12 protein-coding genes are annotated in these 14,017 nt (G+C 69.4%); 1 reads left to right on the top strand and 11 read right to left on the bottom strand.

Annotation, left to right across the window (positions count from 1 at the left end):
- Positions 1-31 precede the first annotated feature (31 nt).
- On the top strand, positions 32-376 hold the full coding sequence (locus tag AC27IY_RS09095) for a PLD nuclease N-terminal domain-containing protein (RefSeq protein ID WP_344218730.1): 345 nt from the start codon (positions 32-34) through the stop codon (positions 374-376).
- Here the strand turns inward: AC27IY_RS09095 and araA are convergent.
- The 11 genes from araA to AC27IY_RS09040 form a co-directional block, all read right to left on the bottom strand.
- Positions 373-1,830, bottom strand: coding sequence for an L-arabinose isomerase (gene araA / locus AC27IY_RS09090; RefSeq protein ID WP_364463669.1), 1,458 nt, complete (start codon positions 1,828-1,830; stop codon positions 373-375). The genes AC27IY_RS09095 and araA overlap by 4 nt on opposite strands.
- On the bottom strand, positions 1,827-2,480 hold the full coding sequence (locus AC27IY_RS09085; protein ID WP_364463666.1) for an L-ribulose-5-phosphate 4-epimerase: 654 nt from the start codon (positions 2,478-2,480) through the stop codon (positions 1,827-1,829). The genes araA and AC27IY_RS09085 overlap by 4 nt, the downstream gene beginning before the upstream one ends.
- Positions 2,477-4,093 (bottom strand): ribulokinase, encoded by a 1,617-nt coding sequence (gene araB, locus AC27IY_RS09080; protein ID WP_371252458.1) that lies wholly within the window; start codon positions 4,091-4,093, stop codon positions 2,477-2,479. Before araB ends, AC27IY_RS09085 begins: the two co-directional genes overlap by 4 nt.
- 54 nt (positions 4,094-4,147) lie before the next feature.
- Positions 4,148-5,182, bottom strand: a complete 1,035-nt coding sequence (locus tag AC27IY_RS09075) for a LacI family DNA-binding transcriptional regulator (RefSeq protein WP_364463660.1) — start codon at positions 5,180-5,182, stop codon at positions 4,148-4,150.
- 58 nt (positions 5,183-5,240) lie between these two features.
- The gene (gene mmsB / locus AC27IY_RS09070; protein WP_423452955.1) at positions 5,241-6,515 is read right to left on the bottom strand and encodes a multiple monosaccharide ABC transporter permease; all 1,275 of its coding nucleotides are present in this window, start codon (positions 6,513-6,515) and stop codon (positions 5,241-5,243) included.
- Positions 6,512-8,050 carry a multiple monosaccharide ABC transporter ATP-binding protein gene (mmsA, locus tag AC27IY_RS09065; RefSeq protein WP_344218718.1) on the bottom strand — a complete coding sequence of 513 codons (1,539 nt, stop codon included), beginning with the start codon at positions 8,048-8,050 and terminating at the stop codon, positions 6,512-6,514. Before mmsA ends, mmsB begins: the two co-directional genes overlap by 4 nt.
- Before the next feature lie 60 nt (positions 8,051-8,110).
- Positions 8,111-9,226, bottom strand: a complete 1,116-nt coding sequence (chvE, locus tag AC27IY_RS09060; RefSeq protein ID WP_329592124.1) for a multiple monosaccharide ABC transporter substrate-binding protein — start codon at positions 9,224-9,226, stop codon at positions 8,111-8,113.
- 207 nt (positions 9,227-9,433) lie between these two features.
- Entirely contained in the window at positions 9,434-10,417 is a 984-nt protein-coding gene (gene yjfF / locus AC27IY_RS09055; RefSeq protein ID WP_487177649.1) for a galactofuranose ABC transporter, permease protein YjfF, read from the bottom strand.
- A complete protein-coding gene (locus AC27IY_RS09050; RefSeq protein WP_423478086.1) occupies positions 10,414-11,439 on the bottom strand; it encodes an ABC transporter permease in 1,026 nt (341 codons plus the stop codon). Before AC27IY_RS09050 ends, yjfF begins: the two co-directional genes overlap by 4 nt.
- Entirely contained in the window at positions 11,436-12,947 is a 1,512-nt protein-coding gene (locus tag AC27IY_RS09045) for a sugar ABC transporter ATP-binding protein (protein WP_364463646.1), read from the bottom strand. The genes AC27IY_RS09050 and AC27IY_RS09045 overlap by 4 nt, the downstream gene beginning before the upstream one ends.
- A 55-nt stretch (positions 12,948-13,002) precedes the next feature.
- Positions 13,003-13,992 carry an ABC transporter substrate-binding protein gene (locus AC27IY_RS09040; RefSeq protein WP_423452948.1) on the bottom strand — a complete coding sequence of 330 codons (990 nt, stop codon included), beginning with the start codon at positions 13,990-13,992 and terminating at the stop codon, positions 13,003-13,005.
- Positions 13,993-14,017: the final 25 nt, after the last annotated feature.

Genomic DNA, 14,017 nt, shown 5'->3' with positions numbered 1-14,017 from the left:
AGTTTCGTCTGGCCGCTGACGGAGGTGCGCCGTGCTTTACCTGTACGAGGCCATAAGCCTGGTCACGCTCGTGTTGTGGCTCTACTGCCTGTTCGACGTGATCACCACGCCGGAGCCGCTCTGCCGCAACCTGCCCAAGATCCTCTGGCTGGTGATCGTGTTCCTCGCGCCGCTCGTCGGCTCGCTCGTGTGGCTGCTGGCCGGCCGCCCGGAGCGGCGGGCGCCGGCGCCGCCGAGCGCCTTCCCCGAGTACGACCGCCCCGGCCGCTTCGCCGCCACCAGCCCCGATGACGACGAGGAGTTCCTGCGCCGCTGCCGCGAACGCGCCGAGGAGCAGCGCAGGAACGCCCCGAAGAGACCCGCCGAGGACGGTTAGAAGCCCTGGGCCAGGCGGTAGTACGCCTGGTTCCAGCGCAGCTCCTTGGCGAAACGCTCGGTCGTGGTGTCGGCGTCGATGAACACCAGCTCCACGCCCAGCATCTCGGCGAGGTCCGTCAGCTCCTCGCGGGTGACCGCCATGGTGAGCACCGTGTGGTGCGGCGCGCCCGCGGTGAGCCACGACTCGGTGGACGTACGCAGGTTCGGGCGGGGCTGCCACACCGCGCGGGCCACGGGCAGCTTCGGCAGCGGCTGCGGCGGCGCCACGACGTCGATCTCGTTGGCGACCAGGCGGAACCGGTCGCCCATGTCGGCCAGGCCGACCACGATGCCGGGGCCGGGAGCGGCGTCGAACACCAGCCGCACCGGGTCCTCCCTGCCGCCGATGCCGAGCGGGTGGATCTCGCAGGACGGCGTGTCCGCGGCGATCGACGGGCAGACCTCCAGCATGTGCGCGCCCAGGATCAGCTCGTTGCCGGGCGTGAGGTCGTAGGTGTAGTCCTCCATGAAGGACGTGCCGCCCGACGGGGACATCGACTTCAGCGTCCGCAGCAGCACCGACGTCTTCCAGTCGCCCTCGCCGCCGAAGCCGTAGCCGTCGGCCATGAGGCGCTGCACGGCCAGGCCGGGAAGCTGGCGCAGGCCGCCCAGGTCCTCGAAGTTCGTGGTGAAGGCCCGGTAGCCGCCGGCCTCCAGGAAACCGCGCAGGCCCAGCTCGATCCTGGCCGCGTAGCGCAGCGACTCGCTCCGGTCGCCGAGCAGCTCGGGCACCACCCGGTACTGCTCCTCGTACTCCTTCACCAGCGCGGCCACGTCCGCGTCGGAGGCCGCGTCCACGGCCTCGACCAGGTCGTTGACGCCGTAGGTGTTGACCGAGACGCCGAAGCGCAGCTGCGCCTCGACCTTGTCGCCCTCGGTGACGGCCACGTCGCGCATGTTGTCGCCGAACCGCACCAGCTTGAGCTGGCGCACCTCGGCGAGGCCCGTGGCGGCGCGCGCCCACGCCTCGATGCGGCCGCCCACGGCCGGGTCGCTGACGTGCCCGGCCACGGTCTTGCGCGGCACGCCGAGCCGGGTCTGCACGAACCCGAACTCGCGGTCGCCGTGCGCGGCCTGGTTGAGGTTCATGAAGTCCATGTCGATGGTGCTCCACGGGAGCTCGACATTGGCCTGGGTGTGCAGGTGCAGCAGCGGCTTGCGCAGCGCGTCGAGCCCGGCGATCCACATCTTGGCCGGGGAGAAGGTGTGCATCCAGGCGATCACGCCGGCGCACGAGTCGTCCGCGTTGGCCTCCAGCATCACGCGCCGGATCGCGGCGGCGTCCGTGAGCACGGGCTTCCACTCGACCGGGACGGGCAGCTGCTCGGCGATGCGCTGGGACTGCTCGGCCACCTGGCGGAGCGTGTCCTCGCCGTACAGCCCCTGGCTGCCGGTCAGAAACCAGATCTTCAACGCGGGCTCCTCTGTCCGTAGACGTTCTGGTAACGGTCGTACAGGCGGTCGATGTCGTCCTGGGCGATGGGCAGGGGGTCGCCGAGCTGCCGGGCCACGTGCACGGTACGGGCCACGTCCTCGCACATGACGGCGGCCTTCACCGCCGCCTTGGCGTCCTTGCCGATGGTGAACACGCCGTGGTTCTGCATGAGGACCGCCTTGGAGCGGTGCCCCTTGAGCGTCTCGACGATGCCCTGCCCGATCGAGTCGTCGCCGATCAGCGCGAACGGGCCGACGGGGATCTCGCCGCCGAACTCGTCGGCCATGGCGGTGAGCACGCACGGGATCGCCTCGCCGCGGGCGGCCCAGGCCGAGGCGTACGTCGAGTGGGTGTGCACGACGCCGCCGACCTCGGGCATGTTGCGGTAGACGTAGGCGTGCGCGGCGGTGTCGCTGGAGGGGGCGTGCTCACCCTCGACCAGGTTGCCGTCGAGGTCGCACACCACCATGTTCTCCGGGGTCAGCTCGTCGTAGGAGACGCCGGAGGGCTTGATGACGAACAGGTCCTCGCCGGGGACACGGCCGGAGACGTTGCCGGCCGTCCACACGACGAGGCCGTACCTGACCAGCTCGGCGTGCAATTCAGCGACGATCTTGCGGGGGTTCATGCCTGGGCCTCGTTCCTGATGGCGCGCAGCGTGTGGAGCATGCGGCCGTCTCCGAAGAAGTCGTGGAGCCTGCGGTACTCGGCGTAGAGCCGGTCGTAGGCGTCGGCGCGGTCCGGGTCCGGCGTGTACGCCGCCTCGGTCCGCTTGCCCATGGCCGCCGCCGCCTCCTCGATGCCCGGGTAGGCACCGGCGGCGACCGCGGCGTGGATGGCCGAGCCGAGCGCGGGCCCCTGGTCGGAGCCGATCACCGACAGCGGCCGGCGCAGCACGTCGGCGTAGATCTGCATGAGGAAGGGGTTCTTCAGCAGCCCGCCGGCGACGACGAACTCCTCGACCGGCACACCGGCCCGCTCGAACGTCTCGACGATCATGCGGGCGCCGTACGCGGTGGACTCGATGAGCGCGCGGTAGACGTCCTCCGGCCGCGTGGCCAGGGTCTGGCCGACGATGACGCCGGAGAGGTTGTGGTCCACGAGCACCGAGCGGTTGCCGCCGAACCAGTCGAGCGCCACCAGGCCGTGCTCACCGACCTTCTGCTTCTCGGCGAGCGCGGTCAGCTCCTCGTGGCCGAGGCCGCAGCTGTCGACGTACCAGGCGAAGATGTCGCCGACCGCCGACTGTCCCGCCTCGTAGCCCCACAGGCCGGGGACGATGCCGTCGCGGACGACGCCGCACATGCCGGGCACCTCGGCGAGCCGGTCGCTGGGCATGATGTGACAGGTGGAGGTGCCCATGATGGCGACCATCTGGCCGGGACGCACGGCGTCCGCGGCGGCGGCCGTGACGTGCGCGTCCACGTTGCCGACGGCGACCGCGATGCCCTCGGGCAGGCCGGTCCAGCCGGCCGCCTCGGCGCTCAGCCGGCCGGCCAGGCCGCCGAGCGGGGCGAGCGTGACGCCGTTCTCGTCGGCGCCGACCTTTCCGGTGGCGAGCTTGTCGACGAAGCCGGCGAAGCCGGGGTTGAGCTCGGCGAGGAACTCCTTCGACGGGTAGGCGCCGTCCTGGAAGACGCCCTTGTAGCCGGCGGTGCAGATGTTGCGGCTCTCGACGCCGGTGAGCTGCCAGATGATCCAGTCGGCGGCCTCGATCCAGCGCTCGGCCCGCGCGTAGACGTCGGGGGCCTCCTCCAGGACCTGCAACGCCTTGGCGAACTCCCACTCGGAGGAGATCTTGCCGCCGTAGCGCGGCAGCCAGCTCTCGCCGCGGCGCGCGGCCAGCTCGTTGATGCGGTCGGCGTGCGGCTGGGCGGCGTGGTGCTTCCACAGCTTGGGCCAGGCGTGCGGCAGCTCGGGGGTCTCGAAGCAGAGCGGCGTGCCGTCGGCCGTGGCCGGCAGCACGGTGCAGGCGGTGAAGTCGGTGCCGATGCCGACGACCTGCTCGGCGGGCACGCCGGCGGCGGCGAGCGCGGCGGGCACCGCGCTCTTCAGCACCTCCAGCCAGTCCTGCGGCGCCTGCAGCGCCCAGTCGGGGCCGAGCCGCACACCGGAGCCGGGCAGCTCCCGCTCGATGACGCGGTGGGCGTACTCGTGGACGGCGCTGCCGAGCTCCGCGCCGTCGCTGACCCGGACGACGACCGCGCGTCCGGACAGCGTGCCGAAGTCGACTCCTACCACATAAGTGTTAGCGTTCACATTGCTCTCCAGGGGGGAATTCCGGTGGCATGCCCATCATCTACCGGCAGAACGTCCGCGTGCGGGGGCCGTGCTGGAACGCACCACCAGGCGGGGCGGCACGACCAGGCGCCCGCGCGCGCCGCGCCCGCCCTCGACCTGCCGCAGCAGCACCTCGATGCAGTGCCGGCCCACCACGTCGAAGTCCTGCCTGACCGTGGTCAACGGCGGCGAGAAGAACTCCGACTCCGGGATGTCGTCGAAGCCCACCACGCTGATCTGCTCCGGCACCCGCACGCCCCCTTCGCTGAGGGCGCGCAGCACCCCGAGCGCCATCTGGTCGTTGGCCGCGAAGACCGCGGTGACGCCGTCCATCGCGGCGAGGCTGCGCCCCGCCTCGTAGCCGGCCCGCGGGCTCCAGTCGCCGGTCAGCGGCTCGGGCGCGGGCCGGCCCGCCTCCGCCAGAGCGGTCCGCCAGCCCGCCAGCCGGCCCTCGGTCTCCAGCCAGTCGGACGGGCCGCTGACGTGCCAGACCGTCTCGTGGCCCAGCTCCAGCAGGTGGCGGGTGGCGAGCCTGGCGCCCTCGGCCTGGTCGATGCAGACCACCGGGATGTCGTCCCGGTGCGAGCCGCCCTCGACCGCGACCGCCGGCATCCCGGACGGCAGGCTCTCCAGCGCCTGGGCGGCCGAGCGCTGCGGCGCGACCACCACGACCCCGTCCACGCCCTGCTCGGCCAGGTAGTCGATGGCGTCGCGGACGCTGGCCGCGTCGATCGACTTCAGGCTCACGATGCTGACGAAGTAGCCCGCGGTCCGCGCCGCCTGCTCGATGCCGTACACCGTGCTGGCCGGGCCGTACAGCGTGGTGTCGAAGCTCACCACGCCGAGCGTCCGCGACCGCTTGGTCACCAGGGCGCGGGCGACCAGGTTGCGCCGGTAGCCCAGCCGGGTGATCGCCGCCTCCACCCGCGCCCGGGTGTCGGCCCGGACGTTCGGATGGTCGTTGAGCACCCGGGACACCGTCTGGTGCGACACGCCCGCCTCCTTGGCCACGTCGGCCATGACCGGCAGACGGCGCTTGGATGCCGTCACGGGCGTCTCCTCTCGCTGGCGCTCGGGGTCGCGGTCAAGATCACTGGCAGGGTCGTGCTCAGCGCGTTCCGCCCGCCCGGCGCTTGGTCCAGACGTCGAACGCGACCGCGGCCAGGAGCACCGCGCCCTTGACGAGCATGACCCGCTCACTGGGCGAGCCGATCAGCGACATGCCGTTGTTGATGACCGCCATGATCAGACCGCCGGTGATCGCGCCGGCCACCTTGCCGACGCCGCCCTGCACGGCCGCGCCGCCGATGAACGCCGCCGCGATGGCGTCCAGCTCGAAGCTGTTGCCCGCCGTCGGACCGGCCTGGTTGAGCCGGCCGGCGAAGATGATGCCGGCGATCGCCGACAGCACGCCCATGTTGACGAAGATCCAGAAGACGACCGACTTGACCTTGACGCCGGACATGACCGCCGCCTGGAGGTTGCCGCCGATGGCGTAGATCTGGCGGCCGAAGACCGTCCGGCCAGCCAGCATCGAGTAGCCGAGCACCAGCACCGCGAGCAGCACGAGCACCCACGGCAGGTTCTTGAACCTGGCGAGCTGCACGACCAGGAAGAGGATCACCGCGGCGCCGGCCGTCATCTTGAGCGCGAACAGGGCCATCGGCTCGACGGACTGGCCGTAGCCCTTGCGGGCGTTGCGGGTGCGGAGCTGGGAGACCACCATGCCGGCGATCGCGATCAGGCCGATCAGCAGGCTGAACAGGTCGGCGCCGCCGAGCGGGCCGAGGCCGATGTTGCCGAGGTAGCCGTTGGTGAAGCCGTTGGCCAGGGTGCGGACCTGGTCGGGGAACGGGCCGATGCCCTGGTTGCCCAGCACCGTGAGGGTCAGCGCCCGGAACAGCAGCATGCCGGCCAGCGTCACGATGAACGCCGGGATGCCGAAGTAGGCGATCCAGTAGCCCTGCCACGCGCCGATGAGCGCGCCCGCGACCAGCGTGATCAGCAGGGCCAGCGGCCATGCCACGCCCATGTTGACCATGAGCACGGCGGCCAGCGCTCCGGTCACGGCCACCACCGAGCCGACCGACAGGTCGATGTGCCCGGCGATGATGACGAGGATCATCCCGATCGCGAGGATCAGGACGTAGGAGTTCTGGACGATGATGTTCGAGATGTTCTGCGGCTGCAGCAGCGCGCCGTCGGTGAGCACCGAGAACAGCACGATGATGAGCGCGAACGCGATGTAGATGCCGCTGGAGCGCAGGTTCAGCGACACCCCGCCGAGCGACACCCGGCCCGGCCGGCGTGGCCCTTCCCCGTCGACGCCCTTCGCGCCGGTAGCCGTGCCGGCGGGCACGTCTGCGGGCGTGATGCTGCTCATGAGAGCTTCTCCTGTCCCTTGGTCATGAGGTACATGAGCCGTTCCTGGGTGGCGTCCTCGCGCGCCACCTCCCCGGTGATGCGACCCTCGGAAAGCGTGTAGATGCGGTCGCACAGGCCGAGCAGCTCAGGCAACTCACTGGAGATCACCAGCACGGCCTTGCCCTGGTCGGCGAGGCGGTTGATGATCGTGTAGATCTCGTACTTGGCACCGACGTCGATGCCGCGGGTGGGCTCGTCGAGGATCAGCACGTCCGGCTCGGTGAGGATCCACTTGGAGAGCACGACCTTCTGCTGGTTTCCACCGCTCAGCTTCCCGACCACGCTGTTCACGGTGGGCGCCTTGATGTTCATGCTCTTGTGGAAGCCCTCGGCGACCTTGTACTCCTCGTTCTCGTTGACCCAGCCGCGCCTGGCCAGGCCCTTGAGCCCGGCCGCGCTGATGTTGCGCTTGATGTCGTCGATGAGGTTGAGGCCGTACCGCTTGCGGTCCTCGGTCGCGTACGCGATGCCGTGCCTGATCGCGTCCTGGACGTTGCGGATCACGACCGGCTTGCCGTCCTTGAAGATCCTGCCGGAGATGTTGACCCCGTAGGTCCGCCCGAAGACGCTCATCGCCAGCTCGGTGCGACCGGCGCCCATGAGCCCGGCCAGGCCCACGATCTCGCCGCGGCGCACGGTGAGCCCGGCGCCGTCGACGACCTTGCGGCCGGGCTGGCTCGGGCTGTGGACGGTCCAGTCCTCGATGCGCAGCACCTCCTCGCCGATCGACGGCTCGTGCGGCGGGAAGCGGTTGTCCAGCGCGCGGCCGACCATGCCCGAGATGATGCGGTCCTCGGTCACGTCGTCGGTCGCCATGTCGAGCGTCTCGATCGTGCGGCCGTCGCGGATGATCGTGACGGAGTCGGCGATCGCGGTGACCTCGTTGAGCTTGTGGGAGATGATCACACAGGTGATGCCCTCCTCCCGCAGGCCGCGCAGCAGGTCCAGCAGGTGCGCGGAGTCGTCGTCGTTGAGCGCCGCGGTCGGCTCGTCGAGGATGAGGAGCTTGACCTCCTTCGACAGCGCCTTGGCGATCTCCACGAGCTGCTGCTTGCCCACGCCGATGTCGTAGATCGGCGTGGTCGGGTTCTCGCGCAGGCCGACCCGCTTCATCAGCGCGGCGGCCTCGTAGTTGGTGCGGTTCCAGTCGATGATCCCGCGCTTGGCGCGCTCGTTGCCGAGGAAGATGTTCTCCGCGATCGACAGCTGCGGGCTGAGTGCCAGCTCCTGGTGGATGATGACGATGCCGGCGTGCTCGCTGTCGCGGATGCCGCCGAACTCGACCCGCTCGCCCTCGAAGACGATCTCGCCCTCGTACGTGCCGTGCGGGTAGACCCCGGACAGCACCTTCATCAGCGTCGACTTGCCGGCGCCGTTCTCGCCGCAGATGGCGTGGATCTCGCCCCGCCGGACGGACAGGTTGACGTCCTGGAGCGCCTTGACGCCGGGGAAGGTCTTGGTGATCCCGACCATCCGCAAGATGTGCTCGGTCATATGCCCCTCGCTCAGCTCAGGGAAGCCCCCGGGGACGCGCGGTCCCCGGGGGCAGGGCCCTTACTGGAGCTGGTCCTCGGTGTAGTAGTTGCCGCCGACGATGATCTCCTTGTAGTTGGACTTGTCGACGATCACCGGGTCGAGCAGGTACGACGGGACGACCTTGTTGCCGTTGTCGTAGTCCTTGGTGTTGTTGACCTCGGGCTGGCCGCCCTTCAGCACGGCGTCGGCCATCTTCACCGTCTGCTCGGCGAGCTTGCGGGTGTCCTTGAAGATCGTGGAGTACTGCTCGTCGGCGATGATGGACTTGACCGAGGCGAGCTCGGCGTCCTGGCCGGTCACGATCGGGTAGGGCTGGCCGCTGGTGCCGTAGCCGGAGCTCTTGAGCGCCGACAGGATGCCGATGGACAGACCGTCGTACGGCGAGAGCACGCCGTCGACCTTGGCGCTGCCGTAGGTGCTGGTGAGGATGTCCTCCATGCGCTTCTGGGCCGTCGCCGGGTCCCAGCGCAGGATGGCGGCCTGCTTGAAGTCGGTCTGCTTGCTCTTCACGACGATGGTGCCGTCGTCGATCTTCGGCTGGAGCACCGACATGGCGCCGTTCCAGAAGAACGTGGCGTTGTTGTCGTCGGGGGAGCCGCCGAACAGCTCGACGTTGAACGGGCCCTTCTTGCCGTCCTCGACGCCGAGGCCCTTGAGCAGCGAGGTGGCCTGCTGCACGCCGACCTTGAAGTTGTCGAAGGTGGCGTAGTAGTCCACGTTGGGGCTGTTGCGGATCAGCCGGTCGTAGGCGATGACCGGGATCTTGTTGTCAGCGGCCTGCTGGAGCTGCGAGGTGATCGCGGTGCCGTCGATCGAGGCGATGATCAGGAGCTTGGCGCCCTTGGTGATCTGGTTCTCGATCTGGTTGGCCTGGGTGGGGATGTCGTTCTCCGCGTACTGGAGGTCGACCTTGTAGCCCAGCTTCTCCAGCGCCGACTTGACGTTGTCGCCGTCGTGGATCCAGCGCTCCGACGACTTGGTCGGCATCGTCACGCCGATCAGCGCCCCGGCGCCGCCGGCGGCGGAGGACGCGGAGGCCTCGGCGTCGACCGTCTTCTGGCTGGAGCCACAGGCCGTCATGGTCGCGGCGAGAGCGATGGCAGAGACCACGCCCCCGATCCGTCCCAACCTCATGTCATCTCCTTGCGATGGGGGTCGCGGCAGCGCTGGACGCGGCGGCCGCCGGTGTAGAAGATCAATTCGTCGCGTGAGAACGTGACGAAGCAGAACAAACTTCGCGTTCGTTTCCGCCGATTGTTATCGCTAACAAAGACTATGTCAACGCTCGGGCATCACCTGCCGGAAACATTCAGGTAACACCCAAGCGCGTGTTCTCCCAGTTCAGCGCCTGGACCGCCCGGAGAACGGGCGTTGCAGGAGGATGAACACGAAGAGCAACAGTCCGATAAAGATCTTGGTCCACCAGGAGTTCAGGGTGCCCTCGAAGCTGATGATCGTCTGGATCAGCCCGAGCACCAGCACCCCGAGCACGGTGCCGAGCAGGAACCCGGTGCCGCCGGTGAGCAGCGTGCCGCCGATCACCACGGCCGCGATCGCGTCGAGCTCCATGCCCACCGCGTGCAGGCCGTAGCCCGAGAGCATGTAGAACGACAGCAGCACGCCGCCGAGCGCCGAGCAGAACCCGCTGACCGTGTACACCGTGATCTTCGTACGGGCCACCGGCAGCCCCATGAGCAGCGCCGACTGCTCGTTGCCGCCCGTCGCGTAGACCGACCGGCCGAAGCGCGTGTAGTGCAGCACGTACGCCGCCACCACCACCACGACCAGCGCGATGACCACGCTCGGCGAGATCCACAGATCGGCGAACAGGTCGATCCTGGTCTGCGCGAACGCCGTGAACGTGGCGTCCCTGATCGGGATCGAGTCCGTCCCGATCGTGTAGCAGAGCCCGCGGGCCAGGAACATCCCCGCCAGCGTCACGATGAACGGCTGGATGTCGAACGACTGGATGATCCAGCCCATCACCAGCCCGAGCCCCGACCCGATGAGCAGCACCAGCGGCACCACCACGTACGGCGGCCACCCCGGCCCCTCCATCAGGCTCGCCGCGATCATCGTCGACAGCGCCACCACCGAGCCCACCGACAGGTCGATGCCGCCGGTCAGGATCACGAACGTCATCCCCACCGCCACGACCAGCAGAAAGGCGTTGTCGATGAAGACGTTGAGCACGACCTGCCCGCTGGCGAACCCCTCGTAGCGGATCCCGCCCGCCACGAACATCGCCACGAACAGGCACCCGGTCACCAGGACCGGCAGGTACTTCACCGGGACGGAGGCCCGCCCGAACGTCAGCGCGGTCACGCCGTGCCTCCTCGGCCTGCCAAGACTCTCTCCTCCGGGGTCGGTTCCGCGGGCGCCGTCCGGCCGCGGCGGCGGAACGCCTTGGCGCGGAAGGACGGGGACTGGATGAGGCAGACGGCCGTCACGACCAGCGCCTTGAACAGCAGCGTGGTCTCCGGCGGCACGCCGATCGAGTAGATCGTCGTGGTCAGCGTCTGGATGATCAGCGCGCCCAGCACCGTGCCGGACAGCGAGAACCGGCCGCCCGCCAGCGAGGTCCCGCCGATCACCACGGCGAGGATCGCGTCGAGCTCGATCCACAGGCCGGCGTTGTTGCCGTCGGCGCTGGAGACGTTCGAGCTGATCATCAGCCCGGCCACGCCCGCGCACAGAGCCGCGAAGGCGTAGACCATGATGACGATCCCGCGCGAGCGGATGCCGGCCAGCCGGCTGGCCTCGGCGTTCCCGCCCACCGCCTCGATGAGCATGCCGAGCGCGAGCCGCCGGGTCAGGAACGCGGTGATCGCCAGCACGGCGATCACCACGAGGATGCCGAACGGCACGGTCAGCCAGTAGCCGCCGCCGATCACCTTGTACGCCGGGTCGTTGACCGTGATGATCTGCCCGTCGGTGATGAGCTGCGCGAGGCCCCGCCCGGCCACCATGAGGATCAGCGTGGCGATGATCGGCTGGATGCCGACCGCGGCCACCAGGAACCCGTTCCAGGCCCCCAGCACCAGGCACAGCCCGAGCGCCGCGGCCACCGCCGTGGTCACCCCGGCGTCCTCGCTGATCTGGAGGCAGGCGAGCGCCCCGGAGATCGCCACCACCGAGCCCACCGACAGGTCGATGCCGCCGGTGGCGATGACCAGGGTCATGCCGATCGAGACCAGGATCAACGGCGCGCCGAAGCGCAGGATGTCGATCAGGCTGCCGTACAGGTGACCGTCCCTGACCTGGACGGAGAAGAAGCTCGGCGTGTAGAAGATGTTGAGCGCCAGCAGCAGCACGAGGACCACCGCAGGCCACAGCAGGCGTCTCATGACACTCGCCCTCCGCTGGCGATCGTCTCCAGCAGCACGTCGGTGGTCAAGGTCTCGTCGTTGGGCAGCTCGGCCACCAGGCGGCGGTCGCGCAGCACCTCGACCTTGTGGCTGAGCCGCAGCACCTCCTCCAGCTCGGCGGAGATGAACAGCACCGCCATGCCGCCGTCCGACAGCTCGGCCACCAGCCGCTGGATCTCGGTCTTGGCCCCGACGTCGATGCCGCGGGTGGGCTCGTCGAGGATGAGCAGCCGGGGTTCGAGGATGAGCCAGCGGGCCAGCACCACCTTCTGCTGGTTGCCGCCGCTCAGGTTGCGCACCGGGATCTCGGGGTTGGGCGGGCTGATGCGCAGCGCCTTGACGTACTTGCCGACCAGGTCGTCCTGCGTCTCACGGGGCACCGGACGGGTCCAGCCGCGGGTGGCCTGGAGCGCCAGCACGATGTTCTCGCGGACGGTGAGGTCCGGGACGAGCCCGTCCTCCTTGCGGTTCTCCGAGCAGAACGCGATGCGGTGCGTCATGGCCGCGCGCGGGGTGCGCAGCGACGTGGTCGCGCCGCCGATCGCGAGCTCGCCGGAGCCCGCGTGGTCGGCCCCGAACAGCAGCCGGGCGACCTCGGTGCGGCCCGAGCCGAGCAGCCCGGCGAGGCCGACGACCTCGCCCTCGTGGATGGTCAGGCTGAACGGCTCGATCGCCCCGGGCCGGCCGAGCCCGCGCGCCTCGACCAGGGGGCGGTCGAAGGTCTTGGCCTCGCCGTGCAGGCGTTCCAGCGCGGCCAGTTCCTGGCCGATCATCTTGGACACGAGCTGGACCTGGCTGAGCTCGCTGGTCGGGTACTCGCCGACCAGCCGGCCGTTGCGCAGGATCGTCATGCGGTCGGAGATCTCGTAGATCTGGTCGAGGAAGTGGGAGACGAAGAGGATCGCGATCCCCTCCTCCTTGAGCCGCCGCATCACCCGGAAGAGTTGCTGGACCTCGTCGGCGTCGAGGCTGGAGGTCGGCTCGTCGAGGATGAGCACGCGGGCGTCGATGTCCACGGCCCGCGCGATGGCCACCATCTGCTGGACGGCCAGCGAGTAGACCGACAGCGGCGCCGAGACGTCGAGCCGGACGTCGAGCCGGGCGAGCAGCTCGGCGGCGCGGGCGCGCATGCGCTTCCAGTGGATGCGCCCCCGGCGGCGCGGCTCGCGGCCGAGCAGGATGTTCTCGGCCACCGAGAGGTTGGGGCAGAGGTTGACCTCCTGGTAGACCGTGCTGATCCCGGCCTGCTGCGCCTCCAGCGGGCTGCCGAAGGTGACGGTCCGGCCGGCCAGCACGATGGTGCCCGCGTCGGCGGGGTGCACGCCCGTGAGCACCTTGATGAGAGTGGACTTGCCCGCGCCGTTCTCGCCCATGAGCGCGTGCACCTCGCCGGGGAGCAGCCGCAGGTCCACGTCGTCGAGGGCCTTCACCCCCGGGAACTGTTTGCCGATCCCGCTCATCGTCAGGACCGGCGCGGGTACTGCCATGGAGCCTCCAGGTGAAGACCGGGCCGGCGGGGTCGCCGGCCCGGCGTCCTTGCGATCAGTACTGGCGGGAGGGCAGGGCCTGCTTGGCCTGCTCCTGGGTGAACGTGGTCTCCTCGGTCACCACGCGGGCCGGCACCTGCTCGCCCTTGACGACCTTCTTGGCCAGGTCCATGAGCTGCGGGCCGAGCAGCGGGGAGCACTCGACGATGAAGTTGATCTTGCCGTCGGCGAGCGCCTGCATGCCGTCCTTGACCGCGTCGACCGTGATGATCTTGATGTCCTTGCCCGGGACCTTGCCCGCGCCCTCGATGGCCTCGATGGCGCCGAGACCCATGTCGTCGTTGTGGGCGTAGAGCACGTCGATGTCGGGGTTGGACTTCAGGAAGGCCTCCATGACCTCCTTGCCCTTGGCGCGGGTGAAGTCGCCGGTCTGCGAGGCGATGATCTTGAACTTGGGCTCGGCGCCGATGACCTCCTGGAAGCCGGCCTTGCGGTCGTTGGCCGGGGCCGAGCCGGTGGTGCCCTGGAGCTCGACGATGTTCACGGTGTCCTGGCTGTCCTTGTACTGCTCCACCAGCCACTGGCCGGCCTTCTTGCCCTCCTCCACGAAGTCCGAGCCGAGGAAGGTCTTGTAGAGGGAGGTGTCCTTGGAGTCCACGGCGCGGTCGGTCAGGATGACCGGGATCTTGGCGTTCTTGGCCTCGTTGAGCACCGGGTCCCAGCCGGACTCCACCACCGGCGAGAAGGCGATGACGTCCACCTTCTGCTGGATGTAGGAGCGGATGGCCTTGATCTGGTTCTCCTGCTTCTGCTGGGCGTCGGAGAACTTCAGCGTGATGCCCGCGCTCTTCGCCGACTCCTGGACGGACTTGGTGTTCGCGGTCCGCCAGCCGCTCTCCGCGCCGACCTGGGCGAAGCCCATGGTGATCGTGTCGTCGCCGCCACCGCTGGTGCCGGCGCTGGTGGTGCCGTCGCCGCCGCCGCAGGACGCCACCGACAGCACGGTGAGCCCGGCGAGGACCAGGGCCGAGATCCTCTTGAACACTGGGGGGTTTCCCTTCTGATGTGAA

The organism is Nonomuraea sp. B208, assembly GCF_057536035.1.
This window is presented reverse-complemented; position numbering and strand designations above follow the sequence as displayed.